Origin of the sequence: Aliisedimentitalea sp. MJ-SS2, assembly GCF_032586155.1 — a bacterium.
In the GTDB taxonomy this organism is placed as follows: domain Bacteria; phylum Pseudomonadota; class Alphaproteobacteria; order Rhodobacterales; family Rhodobacteraceae; genus JAWHTC01.
This window is the reverse complement of the sequence record NZ_JAWHTC010000001.1, coordinates 1,148,579-1,171,500: the sequence shown is the minus strand read 5'-3', so window position 1 is coordinate 1,171,500 and position 22,922 is coordinate 1,148,579. Positions and strand designations below refer to the sequence as shown.

The following is a 22,922-nucleotide window of genomic DNA, read 5'->3' as shown; positions in this document are numbered from 1 at the left end:
TGACAAGGAACACCGCGCCATGGTCAAACTCGACATCATCTCCGATCCGATATGCCCATGGTGCTTCATCGGCAAATCCCAGCTTGATCGTGCTTTGGAACAACGCCCGGATCATCCTTTCACCATCGAATGGCATCCATTTCAGCTCAACCCGGACATGCCGCCCGAGGGCATGGACCGGCGCGCCTATCTCGAGGCCAAGTTTGGCGGCAAGGACGGTGCTTACACGGCCTACCAGCCAATCGTGGAACACGCCAAAAAGGTAGGCGTGAATATCGAATTCGACAAGATCCAGCGCACTCCAAACACCATGGACGCACACCGCCTGATCCATTGGGCCGGGATTGAAGGCCGACAGACTTTTGTCGTGTCCGCTTTGTTCAAGGCCTATTTCCAAGAGGGCCGTGACATCGGCAATCACGAGGTTCTGGCCGATATCGCCGACAGCTCCGATCTGGATGCCTCGGTGGTGATGCGCTTGCTGGCAACGGATGAGGACAAATCCGGCATCGCCGAGAAGGACCAGGGATTTCGCAAAATGGGCATTCAGTCTGTGCCGACCTTCGTCGTCGGCGGTCAGCACGCGGTTCCGGGGGCTCAGCCATCCGAGCTATGGCTGAAGGTGCTGGATGAGATCATCGCAGGCGAGCCCGACACATGAGCACGGCCCGTATAGTCGTCTCGCTGCTGGTTATGGTGGTGGCCGGCGGCACGGTGTTCTTTCGCTTCGTCGAAGGCTGGAGCTGGATCGATGCGTATTTCTTTACCGTCGTCACACTCTCGACCGTGGGGTACGGCAACCTGGTTCCAGCCACCGCGCTTGGCAAGGTCTTTACCACCGTGTTCATCTTTGTCGGCCTTGGCATCTTTGCCTTCGCGATCCAGCAATTCGCCGAATACGCCGTCAAGCGCCGGCAGGAACGGGGCAAATCCCGGGGTGACGAGGAAAACCGTTCGTGAGTGACGCCAAAATCTCGCGCCCCGAGTTCATTGCCCTGCTGGCAATGTTGACGGCAATGCTGGCCTTTGCCATTGACGCGATGCTGCCCGCGCTGCCCCAGATCGGCGCGGACCTCAGTCCCGCCAGCCCCAATCGTGGCCAGCTTGTCCTCACCGTCTTTGTCATCGGCCTTGGCCTTGGCACATTCATCGCCGGGCCAATCTCGGACGCGTTGGGACGCAAGCGGGTGATCCTGGGCGGTCTGGTGCTCTATGTCCTGGGCGCCACGCTGGCCTCAACCGCACAATCGCTTGATACCATCCTTGCGGCACGGCTGTTGCAGGGGCTGGGTGCCGCCGGACCGCGCGTGGTCTCGATGGCGGTGATCCGCGATCTCTACTCCGGGCGCCAGATGGCGAAGATTTCGTCGCTGGTACAATTCATCTTCGTGCTGTTCCCTGCCGTCGCGCCGCTGATCGGCGAGACGATCATGCATTTCGGCTCATGGCGCTCGATCTTCTGGTCCTTCGTGATCTTCGGCATCGTCGGCGGCAGCTGGATGCAGCTACGGCTGCCAGAAACACTGGCGCCGGAGAACCGCCGCCCGTTCCGCCCCGGCAAACTGATGGAAGCCGCGCGCGAAGTCTTTGCCATCCGTTCGGTGGTGCTGACCATCGCCGTGCTGGCGCTGGTCTCGGGGATGTTCTTTGCCATGCTGCAAAGCACCCACATGATATTCGATCAGGTCTTCGACCGGGGCGCGAGTTTCGGCAAGTGGTTCCTGTTTCTCAGTCTGATGGTGTCAAGCGCCAGCGTAATCAATGCCCGCCTGGTCGTACGGCTGGGAATGTGGCGGATCGTGACGGCGATGCTGATGGTGCAGACCGTGCTGTCGCTGGCGATTCTGGGGCTCTCGTTCGTGCCCCTGCCCGACCCGGTGTGGTTCGGGTTCTACCTCTTTTGGCAGGGATCGATGTTCTTCCAGGCCGGCGTCACCATGGGCAATCTCAACGCCATCGGGATGGAGCCACTGGGACACATCGCCGGCATGGCCGCCTCGATCATTGGTGGGGTGGCGACGGTTTGCGCCATGATCATCGCCGCGCCGCTCGGCCTCGCCTTCGATGGCACGCTGGTCCCGCTGGCGGCGGGGGTGTTCGGGCTCTGTGTGCTGGCGGTGGGGTTGATGTTCCTGCTTCGCCGGGATGTGGAAGACTTCTGATCCGGCTGGAAAGACTTGGCGGGTTGTGGCCTGAACCGGCCATTCGCCAAATCCCGCGCCCCTTCCTCTTGCCAGAAATATCCCGGGGGGTCCGGGGGGCAGCGCCCCCCGGCCGGTCGGATTGCGCACGCAATTCGAAAGTCTTCTTCTGGCCAAGACCGACCGAAACCAATCGAGAAAAAACGCGCCCCGGTCATCCCGAGGCGCGCTCTTGATTTCAACCTGTCGAGGCGTCGTTTCAGCCGATGATCGCGTTCAGCGTGGCCGAGGGCCGCATCACAGCAGCCGTCTTGTCAACGTCACCGTTATAATAGCCACCCAGATCAACCGCGTCGCCTTGCCCGGTCATCAGCTCGGCAATGATCGCGTCTTCCTTCGCCGCCATCTCACCGGCAATCGCACCGAAATGTGCTGCCAGCTCGGCATCGTCGCCCTGGGCGGCCAACGCTTCTGCCCAGTAGCGGGCAAACCAGTAGTGCGAGGTCCGGTTGTCGTTCTGGCCAACCTTGCGCTCGGGTGAATTGCCATTGAGCAGCAGTTTCTGCGTCGCCTCGGCGACGGCCTTACCCAGGATACCGGCCTTGGACCGACCCTTGTCGGCCAGGAAGTCAAAGCTTTCACCAAGGGCGCAGAACTCACCCAGGCTGTCCCACCGCAGGTGGTTTTCGCCATGCAGCTGTTGCACGTGTTTCGGAGCCGAACCACCGGCGCCGGTTTCAAACAAACCGCCGCCCTGCATCAGCGACACGATTGACAGCATCTTGGCCGAGGTGCCCAGCTCCAGGATCGGGAACAGGTCGGTCAGGTAGTCGCGCAGCACGTTGCCTGTGATGGTGACAACGTCGCGGCCCTCCACCATGTTTTCCAGGGTAAACCGGGTGGCTTCGCGCGGTGCCATGATCGGAATGTCCACACCGGCCTCTTTCAGCGCAGGTTCGACATATTTGATCAGCTCGGCATCATGCGCCCGGTTGGCGTCAAGCCAGAAGGCAGACGTGCCGGTTGCCTTGTGACGGCGCAGGCCGAGGCGGATCCAATCCTCGATCGGCAGCTTTTTCACGGTGCAGGACCGCCAGATGTCGCCCGCGTCGACGTCATGCGAATGCAGTACATCGCCATTGTCCAGAACGACGGCAATCGTGCCCTTGGCCGACGCCTCAAACGTGGTCGGGTGCGAGCCGTATTCCTCGGCCTTCTGCGCCATCAGGCCGACATTGGACACGGCACCACAAGTGGTCACGTCCAGTTTGCCATTGGCTTTGAAGTAATTGATCGTCTCGTCATAGACACCGGCATAGCAGTTGTCGGGGATGCAGCACTTGGTCGGGGCCGCTTTGCCATCCGGGCCCCAGCCAATGCCACCGGCACGGATCACGGCGGGCATCGAGGCGTCGATGATCACATCCGAAGGCACGTGCAGGTTGGTGATTCCACGGTCGCTGTCGACCATGTACATGTCGGGGCGCGCGGCCAGCGCGGCCTTGAGGTCAGCTTCCATTTCGGCGTTGCCAGCGATCTGGTTTTCCAGCTCGCCGATACCGTCATTGGGGTTCCAGTCCAGCGCGTCACCATGTTTGGCGATGAAATCTTCCAGATAGACGCTGACGAAATGGCCAAAGATGATCGGGTCCGAAACCTTCATCATCGTCGCCTTGAGGTGGACCGAAAACAACACGCCCGGCTCCATGCTGTCGATCTCGGCGCGCACGAAATCACGCAGGGCAGAGGCCGACATGAAGGTGGCGTCAACGATTTCGCCTGCAAGGAAGTTCAGGCCGTCTTTCAACACGCTCTCGCTGCCGTCTTCGCCGGTAAAGGTGATCGTGGCGCCACCGGCCTGCGCGGCGGTGATGGTGGTGGATTTCTCATTGGCGAAGAAGTCATTACCCGACATCGACGCCACGGTGGTTTTGCTGTCTGAAGCCCAGTCACCCATCGAATGGGGGTTGGCCTTGGCGTATTCCTTCACCGCCTTGGCGGCGCGGCGGTCCGAGTTGCCTTCGCGCAGAACCGGGTTCACGGCCGACCCCTTGACCCGGTCATAGCGCGCCTGGATGTCCTTTTCGGCGTCCGTGCTTGCCTCGGCCGGGTAATCCGGCAGTGCAAATCCTTGCGCCTGAAGCTCGGCAATGGCCGCATCGAGCTGCGGTTGGCTGGCCGAGATGTTGGGCAGTTTGATCACGTTGGCATCCGGCGTCTTCACCAGGTCACCCAGTTCTGCCAGATCGTCTGCGATCCGCTGATCTTCCTCCAGGAAGTCCGGGAACTGCGACAGGATACGGCCCGCCAGCGAGATATCGCGGGTTTCCACCTCGATCCCGGCGGCACCGGCGAAGGAACGGATAATCGGCAGCAGCGAGGCGCTGGCCAGCTCGGGGGCCTCGTCGACCTTGGTGTAAATCATGTCGGGGGTTTTGGCGTTGGCCATGGTGTTCTCTCCACGTTGATTGCGGGATGATCCGATATTGGCCACCGGGTATCCGGTTGCGCCGGGATAGTCAATGTGTGCGACGGTATACAATCAAAGTTTCTTTTTTTTAAGCCGCCACCGCGCTGGGTTCCGAACGACGTGACTTCACAGCTGACGCGCCGAACGTACGATTATCCTTGGCCGGCCAGCGGTGCATGGCTAGAGCTAGGGCAGAAACGCGAAAAAAAGGTCCGCCTGCCCATGCCCTATGTCATCCTGTTCTTCGCCGTCCTTGCCGAAACCATCGGCACCACTGCATTGCAGGCGTCACAGCAGTTTTCCCGGCTCTGGCCATCGGTGATCGTGGTGCTGGGATACGGGGTCAGCTTCTGGCTGCTGGCGCATGCCTTGAAATACATGCCCGTGGGCGTGGTCTATGCCATCTGGTCGGGGCTCGGCATCGTGCTCATCGCCATCATCGGCTTTTTTGTCTTCCGCCAGGTGCTGGATGCGCCCGCGATACTCGGGCTGGCTCTGATCATCGCGGGGATCGTGGTGATTCAGCTGTTTTCCAACACCGCACCGCATTGACGCTGCCGCGTGGTTCAGCAAAACCAACCGCTGCCCAGAAGCCGCCCGTCACAACCCCTACTGGTTCTTGCGCACCACCCGCAGGGTTTCCAGCACCACCGCCGACATCATCCCGATCACCAGAAGGCCGTTGGCCGCGGTCATGCCAAGTGCCGCAATCACCGAGACCAACATCACCAGCGCCAGCTTGGGCCGGTGCGGCAGGCGGATCAGCCACAGATGCGCCCGTGCCAGCACCGGTTCCATCAACAGAAACACCCCACCCGAGAGCAGCACCCAGCCGATCATGATCTGGCTGATCAGCCCCCGGGTCATGGGCGTCTTACCCCATTGCTGTGAGCCGCTTGATCAGTGACGAAGTATCCCAACGCCCGCCGCCCAGCTTCTGCACATCCTTGTAGAATTGATCGACCAGCGCCGTAACCGGCAGCGAAGCGCCGTTTTCATTGGCAGTCTGCAGGCAAATGCCCAGATCCTTGCGCATCCAGTCGACGGCAAAGCCGTATTCGAAATGATCATCCGCCATGGTCTCGTGGCGGTTGACCATCTGCCAGCTACCTGCCGCACCGCCCTGGATCACGTCTACGACCTCGCGAATGTCCAATCCCGCCTTCTCGGCAAAATGCAGCCCCTCAGAAAGCCCCTGAACCAGCCCTGCGATGCAGATCTGATTGACCATCTTGGTCAGCTGCCCGGCACCGCTGGCGCCAAGGCGTTTGATCGACTTGCCATAGGCCTGCATGATCGGCAGTGCCGTATCAAACGCTGCCTGGTCGCCGCCGCACATGACCGACAGGATGCCGTTCTCGGCTCCGGCTTGCCCGCCCGACACCGGCGCGTCGACAAAGGCCACACCGCGCGCCGCGCCGGCATCGTTCAATTCGCGCGTCACCGCCGCCGACACCGTGGTGTGATCGACAAAGATCGTATTCGGGTCCATGCCGGCAAACGCCCCATCATCGCCCATGCACACGGCCCGCAGGTCATCATCATTGCCAACACAGGTCATCACGAATTCGGCGCCCAAAGCCGCCTCTCGCGGGGTTTCCGCCGATTTGCCACCATGTTCGCGCACCCAGGCTTCTGATTTCGCGGAGGTGCGGTTATAGACTGTCACATCGTGGCCCTTGGCCGCCAAATGCCCCGCCATCGGATAACCCATCACGCCCAATCCTAGAAAAGCAACCTTGCTCATATCTTTCCCCTTGCATCCGTTCGCTTTAAGGTTTGTCTGGCGACGCCGGGAATGGCAAGGGTCTATGCGGCCGCAATCGGAACAGAAACACGAGGAGACAGGCACACAATGGCGATGCTTTTCCGCTGGCTGATGCGGCTTGTCGTGCTGATGCTCGTTCTCGTGGGGATAACCCTCGGCGGGATCTATTTCTTCGCTTCCCGCTCGCTGCCCGATTATGACAAGACGCTGAATGTGACCGGCATCTCGGCCCCGGTCGAGATCGTGCGCAACAACGCCAATGTACCGCATATCTTTGGCACCACCGACACTGACACATTCTTTGGCCTGGGCTATGTCCATGCCCAGGACCGGCTCTGGCAGATGATCGTGCTGCGCCGCACCGCCCAGGGCCGCCTGTCGGAACTCTTCGGCAGCGCCACCCTTCCTGTCGACACACTTCTGCGGCGGCTCGACATCTACCGGCTGTCGCAGCAATCGGTTGCCGCCCAGGACCCCGCGGCGCTGGCCGCTTTGGAAGCCTATGCCAGCGGCGTCAACGCCAGGCTCAACGAGATCAACCGCGGTGCCCTGGGGCGCGGCGCGCCGGAAATGTTTCTGTTCAACGCCCCCATCGCGCCCTGGCGCCCGGCGGATTCGATCGCCGTGGTCAAGTTGATGGCGGTGCAGAACATGCATCATCTGCAACGCGAGATTCTGCTTGCCCGCGCCACACTGTCCCTGCGCGATCCTGCCCGCGTCGCCGACATCTTGCCCACCGCCCCGGGCAACGGTCTCGCTGCCCTGCCCGATTTCGCCGCGCTTTTCCCTGATCACGGGCCGCCGATCCGCACCGCCATACCCGGCCCGGCGCGGCCCACACATCCTCTGTCGCCCTTCCGTGCGCCGGAAATGGCCAGTGCCTCGAACGCCTGGGCCGCCGCGCCCTCACGTTCCGCCACCGGCGGCACGCTTCTTGCCAATGACCCGCATCTGGGCTTCTCTGCGCCTGCGATCTGGTATCTCGCCCGGATCGAGCTGCAATCCGGCGGTGTCATCGGCGGCACCATCCCGGGCATGCCGGCGGTGCTGACAGGCCGCTCCAAGAAGCTCGGCTGGGGTCTGACCTCGTCTTATCTCGACGATATCGACCTCTTCATGGAAGAGCTGAACCCCGAAAACCCCGAGGAATACCGCACCCCGGAAGGGTTCAAACTCTTCGAGACCCGCAAGACCATCATCGAGGTCAAGGATTCAAGCCCGGTTACCCTGACCCTGCGCTGGAGCGATAACGGGCCGATCCTGCCGCCCAGCCACGAGAAAGTTGGCACCGTCACCCCCCCGGGACACGTTGCCGCCCTGCGCTGGACAGCGCTCAGCGGTGAAGACACTTCGCTCAGCGCCGCCATCGGGCTGATGCAATCCGACACCATCACCCATGCGATTGCCGCCGCCGAGGCCTATGTGGCACCGTCCCAGAACCTGATCCTGGCCGACCGGATCAACATTGCGATGAAGACCATTGGCACCATGCCCCGGCGCGCCGCCGATCACGAAAGCCAGGGGCGATTGCCGTCCCGTGGCTGGAAAACCCAGAACCGCTGGCAGGGCATGGCCGCCTATGCCGCCGGGCCCGAATTCCTGGCCCCCAAGGGCGGCATCGTCGGTAATACCAATAACAAGACGGTCGAGCGCCCCTTTCCGTTGCACGTCTCCTTTGACTATGGCGATACCCAGCGGTTCAACCGCTGGAACGAGCTAATGCAGCGCCGCCAGGTCCATACCCGTGACAGTTTCATCGAAGCCCAGCTGGATACGGTCAGCTATTCCGCCCGGGTCCTCCTGTCGCTCATCGGTGCCGAGCTGTGGTTCACCGGCACGCCTGCACCCGATGGCACGCCCGAGCGCCTGCGCCAGCGCGCACTTGAGCTCCTGGTAAACTGGAACGGCGAGATGTACGAGCACCTGCCCGAACCACTGATCTATGCCGCCTGGATGCGCGCCCTGCAACGCCGCCTGATCCAGGACGAACTGGGGCCCTTGGCCGAGGAGTTCACCCGCGTCGATCCACTGTTTCTGGAACGGGTGTTCCGTGACGTCGACGGGGCGGGAAAATGGTGCGACGTGCTGCAATCCAACCGGGTCGAAACCTGCCCGGAAGTGGCGCAAACCGCACTCGACGAGGCGCTTGTCTGGCTCAGCGAACGCTACGGAACCGCGCTGGAAAGTCTGCAATGGGGCCAGGCGCATCAGGCGGCGCATGACCACGCGGTTCTGGGCGAGGTCCCACTGCTGCGCTATTTCGTCAATATCCGCCAGTCAACATCCGGCGGCGACAACACCCTCAATCGCGGCGTTGGGGGCGGCAGCGCGGCTGACCCCTTCCTCAACGTCCACGGTGCGGGCTATCGCGGAGTTTATGACTTCGCTGATCCCGACAGTTCGGTCTTCGTCGTCTCCACTGGCCAGTCGGGGCATTTCCTGTCGCGCCACTATGACGACATGGCAACCCTCTGGCGGCGCGGTGAATACGTGCCGATGTCATTGGACGAAGGTCTGGCTCGCGCCGCTGCGGTCGGGATCACACGGCTGCTGCCACAATAGCCCCCCGCGCACCTTCTTCATCATCTTTAATTTTCCGGGGGTCCGGGGGGCTTGCCCCCCGGCCGGTCGGATTGGCACAGCCAATTCGAAACGAACACTCAAAACGCCGACGCCTATCCAATCATCCCCGCCACTTCACCCAGCTCCTCGTAGTGCCGCTTGAGCCGCTGCAACGCGATGCGCAGCACGATCTTGCCCGACCTTGCGCTCCAGCCCATGCGTTTTTCGGTCATCTCCAGCCCTTCCAGATAACAACAGCAGCGCAGCACCACGTCGCCCAGCCTCGGTCCCAGATCACGAAGCGCCCCTGCCACGCGGTCGCGCGCTGCACGTGAACCGCCCATGCGGTCGCCAGGATGCATCCCCTCGTCCACCGGTCCGGTCAGGAAGCGTTCCCAGTTCTGCCCCGTCCGCGGCCCCATCTGGGCCAGCTCGAAGTCTTCGCGCAGCCTGTCACCCGCGGCCACCAGGTCATCCATCAGAAACGGTTGCCCGTCTCGATCCTTGCGCCGGGCCAGCGCTGTCAGTGGCGATTCGCCGAAATGGAACCGCGCCTTGGGTTTGGCCTGCCCTTTCACAGGCGCGTCCAGCCCGCCATGCTGGGCGAGAAACGGTGTTTGGGCATCGGCAAAGCCACTTGCCATGTTCTCGGCCTCGGCGACCATCCGGCTCATCGCCGCGCGCCCCGCTTGCGTCACGCGATAGCGCGCCACTTTGCCCGGCTGGGCGCAGGCGATCCAGTTCTTGAGCGCCAGTGCCTGAGCCACGGCCCGGTCCACCACCGCTGTTCGCTTGGTGGCGCCGCTGGCGGTGTCGCGAACCACCACCGCCTTATCCATTTCGGATGAGACCGCGAGCACCGCGCCGCGCTCGCACAGCCGGCGCAGCACGCGGCGGGCTTCGCGGTCCAGGGTTTCGTCGTCAGGCGTTGAATCGGTCCCGCTCTGGGGGCCTTGTTGGGGGAAACTCATCTCGCGGGGCGCCTTTTTGGGGGCCGTGCCGACCTGCTGGCGCAAGACACGCCCCAGGTTCCGCAGGGCCTCGTCGATCAGAAAATCGTCACGCAAATTTTCGAACCGTCGCACCTGGCGTAAAATGGTCGAGGGATGACAGGACGCCCGCCGTGCCAGGGCACGGATCGAAACCCCCCATTCCGTATGGATCAGGTAGTGGCCTGCCGAGCGGGGAACCCAAGTCGGCATTCTGTACATCTTCCAATCCAAAGCCCCCATCTGCCCCATGGTGTCGTTTACCGCCTCCCTTATCGTTTTCCACAGGATATCCCCAAAATCACACACAACCTAAGCGTGCAAAGGTTACTCAGAGGTTAATTTGCGCGGACATCCCCAGCTTCCTTTCCAAAAGATAAACAAAACTGAACTGACCGCGCGCTGAACTGCCCCTTGGCGCAACACCCCGACCCCTTGTGTCAACCATGGCGCAACGAAACTCAGCCAAGAGGTGTTGCCATGACCGATTTCATTTCAATTCTCGACCGCCTTCATCGACCGCGCCTGCTGATTCAGGCCGCACGCGCCGGATGTGAGGATTACCGTCGGGCGCCGCATCTACGTCGTCTGCTCGGGCAAAGTGACCTGCCGCGCCACCGAGAAGCCCTGGCGCAATTGATCGAAATCGAGGACGGAATGAACCAGCAACGCCAGGCCGGGGAAAACGGCTATTCGCTGGTTGCCCATGTCGACGTGCTGATCGCGATGATGGCCGAGGCACAACTTGTCCGGGCGCTGAATCCAGCCGAACAAGCTGCGCAAAAACGGCGAAGGGCGCCCACCTTCGATGCGCGCCCTCCAAAACCCGTGTTCAGGTCATCGTGTAACCCGTTTTACATGAATGCGTCCGGCACGGCGGCCTTCTTCTCGGCCACGTAAGCCTCCAGCGCCTCGGCGACGCCGGCATCCATCGCCGGTTTCTCGTAGCTGGCCAGCAGGCTCGCCACCCGGTCAGCAGCCAAAACCTGGCTGTCGCGCGCGCCCTCTTCTTCCCAGGTTTCAAACGGCTTGTAATCCAGCACGTCCGATTTCCAGAACGCTTGCTTGAAATTCGCCTGGGTATGGGCGCATCCAAGGTAATGCCCTCCGGGACCAACCTCGCGGATCGCATCCATGGCCTGGGCGTTTTCATCGACGCTGATTCCCTCGGCCATCTTGTGCAGTGTACCCAGCTGATCGGCGTCCATGACGAATTTCTCAAAACTCGCGACCAGACCACCTTCCAGCCAGCCACAGGCGTGCAGCATGAAGTTCACACCCGACAAAAGGCCCATGTTCAGGCTGTTTGCCGTCTCGTATGCGGCTTGCGCATCAGGCAGTTTCGAGCCGCAGAACGACCCGGCCGAGCGGAACGGCAGCCCCATGCGCCGCGCCAATTGCCCGGCACCATAGGTCACCAGCGAGGCCTCGGGCGTGCCGAAGGTCGGCGCGCCGCTGTTCATGTCGATCGAGCTGACGAAGGCGCCAAAGATCACCGGCGCACCGGGGCGCACCAGCTGAGAATAGGCGATTCCGGCCATCACCTCGGCCAGAACCTGCGTCAGGGTGCCCGCCACGCTGACCGGTGCCATCGCCCCACCGACAATAAAGGGCGACACGATGCAGGCTTGGTTGTTGGCGGCGAAGACTTCCAGCGATCCCATCATCACATCATCAAACGTCATCGGCGAGTTGATGTTGGTGAGCGAGGTCATCACTGTGTTCTGTTGCACGAATTCCTTTCCAAACAGGATCTCGCACATCTCTACGCTGTCCTGCGCCCGGCTTGGATCGGTGACCGAGCCCATGAACGGCTTGTCCGAAAACGTCATGTGGGCATGCAGCATGTCGAGGTGACGCTTGTTCACCGCCACATCCGTCGGCTCGCACACCGTGCCACCGGAATGGTGCAGCCATTTGCTCATGTAGCCCAGCTTCACGAAGTTGCGGAAATCCTCCATCGTGGCATAGCGACGGCCCCCGGCGAGGTCGCGCACGAAGGGCGGGCCATAGACCGGCGCCAGCACCAGGTTCTTGCCACCGATCTCGACATTGCGGTCTGGGTTGCGGGCGTGTTGGGTGAAGGTTGACGGCGCGGTCTTGCACAGTTCGCGCGCGAGGCCCCGCGGAATATGGACCCGCTCGCCGCGCACATCAGCGCCCGCCTGACGCCAGCGTTCCAACGCTCCCGGATTGTCGAGGAAGTTGACACCGACCTCTTCGAGGATGGTATCGGCATTGGCCTCGATGATCTCGAGCGCCTCTTCGTTCATCACCTCGAGATTTGGAATGTTGCGGGTGATGTAACGCGCGGTGTCAAACGATACCGTGTTGCGTGCGGCGCGACGCGCGGCCCCGCCACCCGATCTCGACCGCCGTCTTGTTGTCGTCTCGCTCATCGCTGGCCAACCCTCTGATTGCTGTGCTGGGCAAAATATTCCTGTCCTTTTCTAGGCCACCCACCGGGCCACTCCTGCGCGATTTGCGGCCTTTGACGGGGAAAACCGACATCCAAGCGCCGCGCCGACCCACGGTCATGACTCCCGCAACCAACAGAGAATCGTCCGAGTTTGTCGGGTTTGCACTGTTGCCTAGCTGCCTCGCCTGCCCTGATCTAGCGGTTAGCGCTCACGAAAATGTTTACATTTGACTATCTGCATTTAAAGATAAGATCGGAATTGGCCTGCCACGCAAACAACGCACGGGCCGGCAATCGGGGCGACTCATCCCCAGTGGAGGACAGAATGAATAAACACTCGGCGCGCCGCCTGACCATTGGCGCAACATTTGCCACCGGACTTGCGGTTCTTGCTGCACCGGCATCGGCGACCACCGGCTATTTCGCGAACGGCACCAGTGTTCAGTCCAAGGGTATGGCTGGCGCAGGCGTTGCCATTGGCACCGGCGTCATGGGGATGGCGTCGAATCCGGCGATGGGGACGCGTTATGGCAATCAGGCCGACGCCTGCCTGTCATTCTTCATGCCGTCGCGCTCGACCACGCTGGGCGGCTTCAACGTTCAAAGCAACAACGAGTTCTTCCCGGTTCCCTGTGGCGGCGCCAACTTCCAGATGAACGACCGTTCGACCCTGGGCGTGTTGATGTACGGCAATGGCGGGATGAACACCGAATACCCGATCAACTTCTTCGGCGGCCCGGCGCCGCTTGGCGTGAATCTCGAGCAGCTGTTCATCCAGGTGAACTATGCCTACGAGGTCTCTGACCAGGTCTCGCTCGGCTTTGCGCCGATCATTGCCGCACAGCGGTTCTCGGCCACCGGTCTTCAGCCGTTTGCGCTGATGTCGTCGAATGCGGCCCTGCTGACCAACAATGGCGATGACTGGTCCTACGGCTATGGCTTCCAGATCGGCGCCCTGATCGAGGCCAGTGAAACCCTGACCTTCGGCATCAGCTACCGGTCGCGTATCAACATGCAGCCCTTCGGAAGCTATGCCGGTCTCTTTGCCGAGGCAGGCGATTTCGACATCCCGCCCACCGCCACAATCGGTCTGGCCTATACGCCGGCGTCGCGCTCCGACCTGACAATCACCGCCGAATACCAGCGGATCTTCTATAGCCAGGTCGCAGCCATCGGCAACACCATGGCCGCGGGCGGCCCCCTGGGCGCCCCCAATGGCGCGGGCTTTGGCTGGACGGACATGGACGTGTTCCGCGTCGGCGCCGAATGGCAGGCCTCGCCGAAATGGACGATGCGTGCGGGTCTGTCGTACAACACCATGTTCACCGATCCGTCGCAGGCGACGTTCAACGCGCTGGCCCCGGCGACGCCGCAATGGCACGCCTCGATCGGTGGCACGATGCATATCAACGACCGCCGCGAGCTTCATGTGGCCTATACCCATGCCTTCGATAATGCGCTGGCCGGCGTCCTGCCGCCGCCCTTCCCACCGGCGCCGATCTCGTCGCAGATGAGCCAGCACGAGTTTTCCTTCGGCATGACCTGGAAGTGGTGATCGGCTGAACGGACTTGCAAAACCAAATCGCGGCGCTCCACCGGAGCGCCGTTTTTATTGCGATGAGCTAAGCCGCGAGTATCAAGGCTATCGAAACTATCGCCCTGCATGCTGAAAGTCAGGGCGAGATCGGTTTACATGTCCCCTGGGCGTAGAAGATATCGTAGTTTGTCACCGCGTTCACCTTTATCCTCCCCGTTTGCCGCTGGAACTGCGCCTTGTAACGAATTATCGACGACGACCCGAGCCCCGCCCGGAACGGTGGAGGAATGGGATGATTGCGAACAACCCATTTCAAATGATAGGCTTTGCGGGTTGCAAAATCGATTTCTGCCTCTACCGGCTTCCCGTGTGCGGCTTTGATGTTGTCGTCAAGAACAGTCGCGTACAAGCCGCCCTGCACGTCAATAACCATTGAATCGGCAATCGGACTGCGACCCAGGGCGTTGCTGAAGTCACAGCGGAAGCGATCCGCGAGACCTGGACCCGCGATGACGGCAACTGCGATGGACATCCCAATCAATGCGAATAAACGATGTTTCATTTTCGGAAATCACACCGTCCCAACCCATTGTACGAATCCGGAATTCCCGAAGGCTGGCCGACAATTTTCGCCCGCCTGGAAGGTTTGTCCCAGGATATCCTGTATCGAACATTGGCAAGAACCGACCCGGATGTGGTTGGCACTTTCTTGACAACCCACTTGAACACCAGTGTCCTGTCCGTGTCGCGAACGACATCACCCAGTATCGCATCACGGTCAAGTGACTTCATGAAGCTGTCATAGACAGCCATTTTCGAAGCACCTTTGCGGTAAGCGATTGCGACTTCATTCGGGGTTCCGGTAAAGTTGCCCAGTTGCTTGAACTCGCAGAACAAGACCGGATCTTTCGCCATGGCTGCGCCTGCTAAGAACATGCACAGGCCCGCCGTAACCATTTTGTGTAGCAGACTTGTCCGCATCGCGCCCTCCTCTCTTCAGTGCCGAGTGAAAAGGCGTCGGTTTTAGTGTGCCTTCGTTCGCACGGCACTCTCCTCGCGTATTTTATCACAAAGAAAACATGTTCCAATGAGATGGATCAATCGAACGCAAACCGCGAACGACCATCCATGCAGGCTTGCGACCGCCAACAACACTCTTTGCTTCGTCATGCCAAGCCTCCTTCTCAGCCGGCGCCATTTGACATGATGTAAAGTGAAATTTACTTGACATGATGCCAAGTTGAAGCCCGCCCGCCACGCTGTCGTTCGATCTCCGGCGCGATTCCCGGATGCTGCCTCTTGCCTCCGTTCCTCCCCCGGCGTATTGCCACGCCATGACCGATACCAGCCACGACCGCCTTCTTATCATCGACTTCGGCTCCCAGGTGACGCAGCTGATTGCCCGCCGCCTGCGCGAACTCAACGTCTACTGCGAAATCCACCCCTATCAGAACGTCACGGCCGACTTCATCCGCGAGATGTCGCCACGCGCCGTGATCCTGTCGGGCGGACCGGATTCCGTCACCCGCGAGGGCAGCCCTCGCGCGCCCCAGGACCTGTTCGAGATGGGCCTGCCGGTCCTCGGCATCTGCTATGGCCAGCAGGTGATGATGGAGCAGTTGGGTGGCCGCGTCGAAGGTGGCAAGATTTCCGGCGGTGGTGGCACCGCCGAGTTTGGCCGCGCCTATGTCGAACCGAATGGGACCTGCGATCCGCTGCTCTTTGGCTGGTTCCTCGATGGCCCGGAACAGGTCTGGATGAGCCATGGCGACCACGTCTCCAAACTGGCCCCCGGGTTCGAGGTCTACGGCACCTCGCCCAACGCGCCCTATGCCATCACCGCCGACCTCGAGCGCAATTTCTTTGCCGTGCAGTTCCACCCCGAGGTGCACCACACCCCCAACGGCAAGACGCTTTATGAAAACTTCGTCCGTGTCGCCGGGTTCAAGGGCGACTGGACCATGGGCGCCTATCGCGAGGAAGCCATCGCCAAAATCCGCGAACAGGTCGGCGACAAACAGGTGATCTGTGGTCTCTCGGGGGGTGTCGATTCGTCGGTGACGGCGATCCTTTTGCACGAAGCGATTGGCGATCAGCTGACCTGCGTCTTCGTTGATCACGGGCTGCTGCGCCAGAACGAGGCCGACGAAGTCGTCACCATGTTCCGCGACCATTACAACATCAAGCTTATCCATGCCGATGAATCCGACCTGTTCCTTGGCGAATTGGACGGCCAATCCGACCCGGAAACCAAGCGCAAGATCATCGGCAAGCTGTTCATCGACGTGTTCCAGAAACACGCCGACACCATCGACGGAGCCGAATTCCTGGCCCAGGGCACACTTTACCCGGACGTGATTGAATCCGTGTCCTTCTCCGGCGGCCCCTCGGTCACCATCAAATCACACCACAATGTCGGCGGGCTGCCGGAAAAGATGGGCCTGAAGCTGGTCGAACCCCTGCGCGAACTGTTCAAGGACGAGGTCCGCGCATTGGGTCACGAGCTGGGACTGCCCGCCTCCTTCATCGGCCGCCATCCCTTCCCCGGACCGGGGCTTGCCATCCGCTGTCCGGGTGAGATCACCCGCGAGAAACTCGGCATCCTGCGCAAGGCAGACGCGGTCTATATCGACCAGATCCGCAAGCACGGTCTCTACGATGAAATCTGGCAGGCCTTCGTTGCCATTCTACCCGTGCGTACCGTCGGGGTGATGGGCGACGGGCGCACCTATGACTATGCCTGTGCTTTACGCGCGGTGACCTCCGTGGATGGCATGACAGCGGATTACTACCCGTTCAGCCACGAATTCCTGGGCGAAACCGCCACCCGCATCATCAACGAGGTCGGCGGAATCAACCGAGTGACCTATGACATCACCTCGAAACCTCCGGGCACGATCGAGTGGGAATGACCGGCGCAACCTTCGCGGGACAAGGGAGTACGCCGGCGGTCTGAATTGGGCGGAAACACAGTCTTTCCAAGGGGTACGACGGTTTTTTTGTGCATTGGATTTCCAAATCTGCTAGGGTCGGCGTAATTCGTCGACCCTGTGAATTGGCGTTGTGCATGTACCATCTTGGCGCGCGCGCCCGGGGCCGACACAAAAGACCTTTGGCCTAGGAGCATGACCATGAAAAAATCCACTTTTAACCTGTTGCTTGCCAGTACGGCCCTCACCCTTTGGGCAGGAACCTCCGCTGCCGATATTGTCCATCTCGATGACGTGATCATCGATGGCTCGCTTTGCGTCGGCTTCGACTGCGCAAGCGGTGAAGGCTTTGGCTTCGATACAATCCGGCTCAAGGAAAACAACCTCCGAATCCGGGCACAGGACACTTCAAGCGCCGCAGCCTTCCCGACCCAGGACTGGCAACTTATCTTCAACGATTCAGCCAACGGCGGCACCAACAGGTTCTCGATCGAGGCCATCCAGCCGTCAAGCAGTACGCCGTTCACCATCGTAGCCGGTGCGCGGACCAATGCGCTTTATGTTGATTCTCAAGGAGATGTCGGGATTGGTACGTCGACCCCGGCGACCGATATACACGTGGTCATCGGTGATACACCTACCCTGCGGCTTGAACAGAACGGATCGAGCGGTTTTACGCCCCAGACCTTCGACGTGGCGGCCAATGAAACCAACTTCTTCATCCGTGACGCCACCAATGGCAGCACCCTGCCCTTCCGCATCCGCCCCGGCGCGCCGACAAGTTCGCTTGATATCGATGCCGATGGCAATGTCGGCATCGGCGACAGCTCTCCGGATGCGACCCTGGACATCGAGCGCAGTGACGGTACGGCACAAATCCTGGTCGAGGAAACCAACGCAACGGTCACTGGCCGGACGCTGATGCATCTGCGGAACAATGGGCCTGCGTTCTTCCGGCTCGACAACACAGCTTTGGGCCCGGCCGAACGCTGGATCTTCTCGCATGATTCAAGCGGCCGGCTCGGGATCAACAAGAACGGCAGCACAAACGAGTTCCTGATGGACGGCAGCGGCAACATCACCATCACCGGTACGCTGATCACAACCGGTGGCGGCGGCGCCTGCGACGCGGCCGATCCGTGCGATGCCGTGTTCGACCCTGCGGTCTACACCGTGCCCTCGATCGAGGACCACGCCGCCGAGATGTGGCGCAACAAGCACCTGCCGGCCGTTGGCCCGACCGGCCCCGGTATCCCGATCGACATGTCGGAAAAACTTCTGCGCATGCTCAACGAGCTGGAACATGCCCATATCTATATCGAAGACCTGCATGAGCGTCTGAAGGGGCAAGAAGCCACGAACATGGCACTGACGGCCCGGCTCGAGGCGCTGGAAGCCACGCTAGCCGACTAGTCCGCACCATGAAGGGCAAGAAAGCGTGCGCAGTGTCCTGACCTTGCCGCCCTTCCTTGCCCTTTCGGGTTTCCTGATCGGGGAACCCGGACCATAGCCCACCCCCCGCGCCCGCTGCGTTATGTCACCGCGCGCTGCGGTAACCTTTGGTCTCGTTAACCTGCGAAGAAAAAAACGCCCGACAAGTACCCGACGGATAGCCGACAGGTTCCAGCCCCTTCGGAACCCACCGTGCGGTGCCGTTAACCCCTTTTCTTCAGGGCGCGGAAATCGAAGATACCATCGCGCTCACGGGGGTCTTCGTAGGGTTCGAATATCTGGTGTTTCACCACTTTCTGGGTCCCTGTCACCGGCAAGCTGTCAACGAACAACACCCAGCCCGGCGGCTTGTAATAGGCCATCTTTTCATAGGCTTGGTGGAATATGTTAAGAGCGGTTTCTTCTGATGGCATCACGCCGTCCGCCAGCACGATGGCCGCCAGAACCTCTTCCTCGCGCACCTCGTCCGGCACGGCAACGCACGCCACGTTCACCACCCGGTCATCCTCGAAAAGTACGTTCTCGATCTCGGCCGCGGCAATGTTTTCGCCCGCCCGACGAATGATGTTCTTCTTGCGGTCAACAAAGAAAAGGATACCGTCTTCGTCCATCACCACGGTGTCGCCGGTATGGAACCAGCCCCCCTCCCACGCATCAGCTGTGGCCTCTATCTTGTTGAGATAGCCTGAGAAAAATCCCTTCCTCGGGGTCTCTTCCGAATGCCGCAGCACCATCTCGCCCGGCGTCCCACGCGGCACGTCCTGGCCTTGGTCGTCCCAGACCTGCACCTCGCAGCCGTCATAGGCCCGACCAAAGGCGCGGGTCTCGATCATTCGCGGTTCATCTTCCATCGAGATCACCCGGCACATCTCGGTCATGCCCCAGACCTCGACGAGCGGAATGCCAAAGCGCTTCTCGAACTCGACATGCAGCGCCGGCTCCACCCCGGCACCAAGGCCAACCCGCAGATCACCCAGAACCTCGGGCCCCGCCGCCCGGTCGGCCAGCAACACGGAAATCACCACACCGAGGTAATGGAAAATCGTTGCCCCGCTTTCCTCAATGTCTTGCCACCAGGTTTTGGCGCTGAAGCGTTTGGGCTGCATATGCGCTGCGCCCACCAACATCGCCCCAAGAAAACCAACCACACCTGCATTGATATGAAAAGCCGGTAATGGGTTGAAAACACGGTCATTTTCCGAAAGCAATACCGGCGATCCAAGGCGAGGGTACGAGGCTCCGACCATCAGTTCGTATTCGTGGCTCAGGATGCAGCCCTTTGGCTTGCCCGTGGTTCCCGAAGTGTATAGCAGGCTGGCCTCTCCCGATGATCCCTCATTGTCCCCCTGCGGGCTCCGCGAGGCCCGCGGCAGGGTATTCAACATCGTTTCGAAGGCGGCGAACACCGGGGTGGCCTTGGCCGATTCGATCCCGGCCAACATCAGCTCTGCATATGGCGCGCACGAAATTGCCAAAACGGCATCGCTATCCTCAAGAAGATAGGCAAGTTCGGCGGGGCGATAGTCCGGGTTCACGGGTACGAACGACATGCTCAGCCGGTTTACGGCCAGTTTCAGAATGTAGTGTTCGGGACAGGTACCAACCAAAACCGCCACACGCTGTCCTGCACCATAGCCGGCACGCGACAGCGCCTTGACGTATTTCTCGACTTCCTGGGCCACCTCTGCATAGGTCAGGCTCCGCATCGGTCTCTCGCCCGTGCTCAGGGAAACCAGGAAGTCCTGATCCGGCCAACGTGTTACTGCCTCTTGGAAAACATCGTCGATCACACGGTCCTGAATGCTGATCATCGCATGCCCCCCTTTTCCCTTGGACCTGCTTGGCGAACACCCTAGAGATAAGGCCATGCCCTATACAACCCATCCCCATACATCATGACAATGCCCGTGCAAGCCGAACCACTCAAGGCCGTATTTTGGATGAGCGGGGCGATTTTTTCCTTTTCCTCCATGGCGATAGCGGGTCGCGAACTTTCAACCGAGCTCGATACGTTCGAGATCATGATGTATCGCAGCTTCATCGGAATCGTGATCGTCCTGGCGGTTGCGGCGGTGGCTGGGCGGCTAAATCACATTCATTTTCGCCAACTCCGGCTTCACGGGCTGCGTAATCTGGCGCATTTTACCGGGCAGAATCTGTGGTTCTATGCGCTGACCCTGATCCCCCTGGCCCAACTCTTTGCACTCGAATTCACATCGCCGATCTGGGTGCTTCTACTGTCACCACTTTTCCTGGGCGAACGACTGACCCTGGTGCGGATCGCCTCGGCTCTGATCGGGTTTGTCGGCATCCTGATCGTCACCCGCCCAACCCCCGACAGCATCAATCTCGGCATCATACTGGCGGCAGTCTCGGCGGTCTGTTTTGCTCTGACCACGCTGGCCACAAAGCGCCTGACGCGGACCGAGCCGATCACCGCGATCCTGTTTCACCTGACCGTGATGCAAGCTGTGATGGGGGTGATCTGTGCCGGCTATGATCTTGATATTGCTTGGCCTTCCCTAGCCTCGCTGCCCTTTGTCCTGGTCGTGGGCCTGGGCGGGTTGCTGGCGCATTTTTGTATTGCCAAGGCCCTGTCTCTGGCACCGGCCACGGTGGTGGTGCCGATTGACTTCATCCGCCTGCCCGCCATTGCGGTGGTCGGCATGCTGCTTTATTCCGAGCCGCTGGACCTGTTTGTCCTTGTCGGCGCGCTGGTGATCTTCGCCGCCAATTATCTCAATATCTGGTCCGAGACCCGTAAACATGCGTAACCGCATGATCCGGGTCGAACGATCCAACCAAACCGGCTAGTCAGCGTTCATGACCGAACAAAAAACACTGTCACCCCGCGCCTGGTCCGAACTGATTCTTCTGGGCGTGATCTGGGGCGGGATTTTCCTGACCACCCGGATCGCGCTTGATGAAATCGGCGTCGCCACATCCGTGTTCTGGCGTACCTCGCTGGCAGCGATCCTTCTTTGGCTGGTGGTTTTCCTCCGGGGCCAGAAACTTGTCTTCACCGGCCGCACCGTGGTCGGTTTTGTCGGCATGGGGCTTTTGAACAATGTTATTCCCTTTGGCCTGCTCAATTGGAGTCAGCTGTTCCTGGCCTCGGGCCTGGTGTCGATCTTTAACGCCACCACAGCGATTTTTGGCGTTGTCGTGGCGGCGATTTTCCTTGCAGATGAACGGCTTGGAGCACGCAAGTTAACCGGTGCCCTGATCGGCCTGGCCGGGGTCATCGCCGCCATCGGCCCGACTAACCTGGCCGCGCTCGATCCGACCAACCTTGCACAGTTCGCCGCATTGGCTGCCACGTTGTCCTATGCCTTTGCCGGGGTCTGGGCCCGCAAGATGCTCGCCGGTCTGCCAGCAGAGACCGCCGCCGCCGGAATGCTGACGGCCTCGGCCCTCATTACCTTGCCCGCTGCGCTAATCATCGACGGCCCGTTGGACCTGACCCTTGCCCCGGCCACATGGGGCGGTATCGCCTATATGTCTGTCATCGGTACGGCGTTGGCCTACCTGCTTTACTACCGGGTTCTGGCCGCTGCCGGTTCCGGCAACCTGATGCTGGTCACTCTGATCATCCCGCCCGTGGCCATCGCCCTTGGCGCCTGGGTCCGGGCTGAACAGATCACCTCCGGCGCTCTGATGGGCTTTGCTCTTATTGCCCTCGGCCTTGTGATCATCGACGGGCGCCTGCTGCGAAGACGGCAAAAGGTTTGACCCTGCCCCAGCGGCGATTTACCAAGTGTCCCAACACCATCGAGGACACTGGGCATGCTTTACAAATCGGCCAAGGACTGGCGCAACGCCGCGCATAAACGCGTGCTCTTGTTCGCCATGTCCGGGCTTGGCAAAACCCATGTTTCGAACATGTTGCGCTACAGCGGTGAGTGGTTTCACTACTCGATCGATTACCGCATCGGCACCCGCTACATGGGCGAATACATTGTCGACAACGCCAAGCGTGAGGCGATGAAGAACCCGTTCCTGCGCGACCTGTTGCGCTCGGATTCGATTTATATTGGCTCGAACATCACCTTCAACAATCTCAGCCCGGTCTCGACCTATCTGGGCAAGCCCGGCAATCCCGCGCGCGGAGGGCTGTCCTATGGCGAGTACACCAACCGGCAGGCACAATTCCGCGAGGCCGAGATCAACGCCCTGATGGACACGGGATATTTCATCGATCGGGCCCAGGCGCTTTATGGTTATCCGCATTTCGTCTGTGACACCGGCGGATCGATCTGCGAATGGGTCGATGCCGAGAACCCGAACGACCCGCTGCTCACCGCCCTGTCCGAAAAAACCCTGATGGTCTGGATCAAGGGATCCGAGAACCACACCGCAGAACTGGTCCGCCGCTTTGACCGCGCCCCGAAACCGATGGCCTATCAACCGGCTTTTCTGGACGCGCAATGGCATGCCTACCTTGACGCGCGCGGCTGTTCGGAAGCCCAGGTCGATCCGGATGATTTCATCCGCTACACCTATGCCTCGGCCCTGGCCCATCGACAGCCACGGTACGAGGCGATGGCGCGGAACTGGGGCATCACGGTCATGGCCGAGGATGTGGCAAATGTCCGTGACGCCAATGATTTCAACGACATGATCGAAGCTGCTCTTGCAGCCACCTGAACACCTT

20 protein-coding genes are annotated in these 22,922 nt (G+C 60.8%); 12 read left to right on the top strand and 8 right to left on the bottom strand.

Annotated elements, in window-relative coordinates:
- Positions 1 to 19: 19 nt before the first annotated feature.
- The 3 genes from RXV86_RS05795 to RXV86_RS05785 are packed head-to-tail and all read left to right on the top strand — an operon-like array spanning position 20 to position 2,162.
- Positions 20 to 661: a DsbA family oxidoreductase gene (locus RXV86_RS05795; protein WP_316298213.1), complete on the top strand. Its 642-nt coding sequence runs from the start codon at positions 20 to 22 to the stop codon at positions 659 to 661.
- Positions 658 to 960: a potassium channel family protein gene (locus RXV86_RS05790; RefSeq protein WP_316298211.1), complete on the top strand. Its 303-nt coding sequence runs from the start codon at positions 658 to 660 to the stop codon at positions 958 to 960. Before RXV86_RS05795 ends, RXV86_RS05790 begins: the two co-directional genes overlap by 4 nt.
- The gene (locus RXV86_RS05785) at positions 957 to 2,162 is read left to right on the top strand and encodes a multidrug effflux MFS transporter (RefSeq protein WP_316298210.1); all 1,206 of its coding nucleotides are present in this window, start codon (positions 957 to 959) and stop codon (positions 2,160 to 2,162) included. Before RXV86_RS05790 ends, RXV86_RS05785 begins: the two co-directional genes overlap by 4 nt.
- A gap of 238 nt (positions 2,163 to 2,400) precedes the next feature.
- Here the strand turns inward: RXV86_RS05785 and RXV86_RS05780 are convergent, their stop codons facing one another.
- Complete coding sequence (locus RXV86_RS05780) at positions 2,401 to 4,590, bottom strand: NADP-dependent isocitrate dehydrogenase (RefSeq protein ID WP_316298458.1); 2,190 nt, start codon at positions 4,588 to 4,590, stop codon at positions 2,401 to 2,403.
- A gap of 237 nt (positions 4,591 to 4,827) precedes the next feature.
- On the opposite strand from RXV86_RS05780, the gene RXV86_RS05775 reads away from it, so the two are divergent.
- Positions 4,828 to 5,163 (top strand): SMR family transporter, encoded by a 336-nt coding sequence (locus tag RXV86_RS05775; RefSeq protein WP_316298457.1) that lies wholly within the window; start codon positions 4,828 to 4,830, stop codon positions 5,161 to 5,163.
- A gap of 57 nt (positions 5,164 to 5,220) precedes the next feature.
- Here the strand turns inward: RXV86_RS05775 and RXV86_RS05770 are convergent, their stop codons facing one another.
- Both RXV86_RS05770 and RXV86_RS05765 read right to left on the bottom strand, forming a co-directional pair.
- A complete protein-coding gene (locus RXV86_RS05770; protein ID WP_316298208.1) occupies positions 5,221 to 5,478 on the bottom strand; it encodes a hypothetical protein in 258 nt (85 codons plus the stop codon).
- 7 nt (positions 5,479 to 5,485) lie between these two features.
- Positions 5,486 to 6,358 carry an NAD(P)-dependent oxidoreductase gene (locus RXV86_RS05765; RefSeq protein WP_316298206.1) on the bottom strand — a complete coding sequence of 291 codons (873 nt, stop codon included), beginning with the start codon at positions 6,356 to 6,358 and terminating at the stop codon, positions 5,486 to 5,488.
- A 108-nt stretch (positions 6,359 to 6,466) separates the two neighbouring features.
- Here RXV86_RS05765 and RXV86_RS05760 point away from each other — a divergent pair, with 108 nt between their 5' ends.
- Positions 6,467 to 8,941, top strand: a complete 2,475-nt coding sequence (locus tag RXV86_RS05760) for a penicillin acylase family protein (RefSeq protein ID WP_316298204.1) — start codon at positions 6,467 to 6,469, stop codon at positions 8,939 to 8,941.
- A gap of 113 nt (positions 8,942 to 9,054) precedes the next feature.
- On the opposite strand, the gene RXV86_RS05755 is transcribed toward RXV86_RS05760, so the two are convergent.
- A complete protein-coding gene (locus tag RXV86_RS05755; RefSeq protein ID WP_316298203.1) occupies positions 9,055 to 10,143 on the bottom strand; it encodes a DUF6456 domain-containing protein in 1,089 nt (362 codons plus the stop codon).
- A gap of 267 nt (positions 10,144 to 10,410) precedes the next feature.
- Between RXV86_RS05755 and RXV86_RS05750 the strand changes: the two genes are divergently transcribed.
- On the top strand, positions 10,411 to 10,830 hold the full coding sequence (locus RXV86_RS05750) for a DUF6477 family protein (protein WP_316298200.1): 420 nt from the start codon (positions 10,411 to 10,413) through the stop codon (positions 10,828 to 10,830).
- Here the strand turns inward: RXV86_RS05750 and RXV86_RS05745 are convergent.
- Positions 10,785 to 12,329, bottom strand: a complete 1,545-nt coding sequence (locus RXV86_RS05745; protein ID WP_316298198.1) for a trimethylamine methyltransferase family protein — start codon at positions 12,327 to 12,329, stop codon at positions 10,785 to 10,787. The genes RXV86_RS05750 and RXV86_RS05745 overlap by 46 nt on opposite strands.
- Before the next feature lie 345 nt (positions 12,330 to 12,674).
- Between RXV86_RS05745 and RXV86_RS05740 the strand changes: the two genes are divergently transcribed.
- Positions 12,675 to 13,904, top strand: a complete 1,230-nt coding sequence (locus RXV86_RS05740; protein WP_316298196.1) for an outer membrane protein transport protein — start codon at positions 12,675 to 12,677, stop codon at positions 13,902 to 13,904.
- Between the two features lie 118 nt (positions 13,905 to 14,022).
- On the opposite strand, the gene RXV86_RS05735 is transcribed toward RXV86_RS05740, so the two are convergent.
- Both RXV86_RS05735 and RXV86_RS05730 read right to left on the bottom strand, forming a co-directional pair.
- Positions 14,023 to 14,448, bottom strand: coding sequence for a hypothetical protein (locus RXV86_RS05735; protein ID WP_316298194.1), 426 nt, complete (start codon positions 14,446 to 14,448; stop codon positions 14,023 to 14,025).
- Positions 14,445 to 14,867, bottom strand: a complete 423-nt coding sequence (locus RXV86_RS05730) for a hypothetical protein (RefSeq protein WP_316298193.1) — start codon at positions 14,865 to 14,867, stop codon at positions 14,445 to 14,447. Before RXV86_RS05730 ends, RXV86_RS05735 begins: the two co-directional genes overlap by 4 nt.
- 353 nt (positions 14,868 to 15,220) lie before the next feature.
- Here RXV86_RS05730 and guaA point away from each other — a divergent pair, with 353 nt between their 5' ends.
- Complete coding sequence (gene guaA / locus RXV86_RS05725) at positions 15,221 to 16,798, top strand: glutamine-hydrolyzing GMP synthase (protein ID WP_316298191.1); 1,578 nt, start codon at positions 15,221 to 15,223, stop codon at positions 16,796 to 16,798.
- A 219-nt stretch (positions 16,799 to 17,017) separates the two neighbouring features.
- Positions 17,018 to 18,229, top strand: coding sequence for a hypothetical protein (locus RXV86_RS05720; protein ID WP_316298190.1), 1,212 nt, complete (start codon positions 17,018 to 17,020; stop codon positions 18,227 to 18,229).
- 242 nt (positions 18,230 to 18,471) lie between these two features.
- On the opposite strand, the gene RXV86_RS05715 is transcribed toward RXV86_RS05720, so the two are convergent.
- Positions 18,472 to 20,079 (bottom strand): AMP-binding protein, encoded by a 1,608-nt coding sequence (locus RXV86_RS05715; RefSeq protein ID WP_316298188.1) that lies wholly within the window; start codon positions 20,077 to 20,079, stop codon positions 18,472 to 18,474.
- 90 nt (positions 20,080 to 20,169) lie between these two features.
- On the opposite strand from RXV86_RS05715, the gene RXV86_RS05710 reads away from it, so the two are divergent.
- From RXV86_RS05710 to RXV86_RS05700, 3 genes are read left to right on the top strand one after another with little or no spacing between them, the layout of a single operon-like run.
- On the top strand, positions 20,170 to 21,042 hold the full coding sequence (locus RXV86_RS05710) for a DMT family transporter (protein WP_316298185.1): 873 nt from the start codon (positions 20,170 to 20,172) through the stop codon (positions 21,040 to 21,042).
- A 49-nt stretch (positions 21,043 to 21,091) separates the two neighbouring features.
- A complete protein-coding gene (locus tag RXV86_RS05705) occupies positions 21,092 to 22,000 on the top strand; it encodes a DMT family transporter (RefSeq protein WP_316298184.1) in 909 nt (302 codons plus the stop codon).
- Positions 22,001 to 22,054: 54 nt separating this feature from the next.
- The gene (locus tag RXV86_RS05700) at positions 22,055 to 22,915 is read left to right on the top strand and encodes an ATPase (protein ID WP_316298183.1); all 861 of its coding nucleotides are present in this window, start codon (positions 22,055 to 22,057) and stop codon (positions 22,913 to 22,915) included.
- Positions 22,916 to 22,922: the final 7 nt, after the last annotated feature.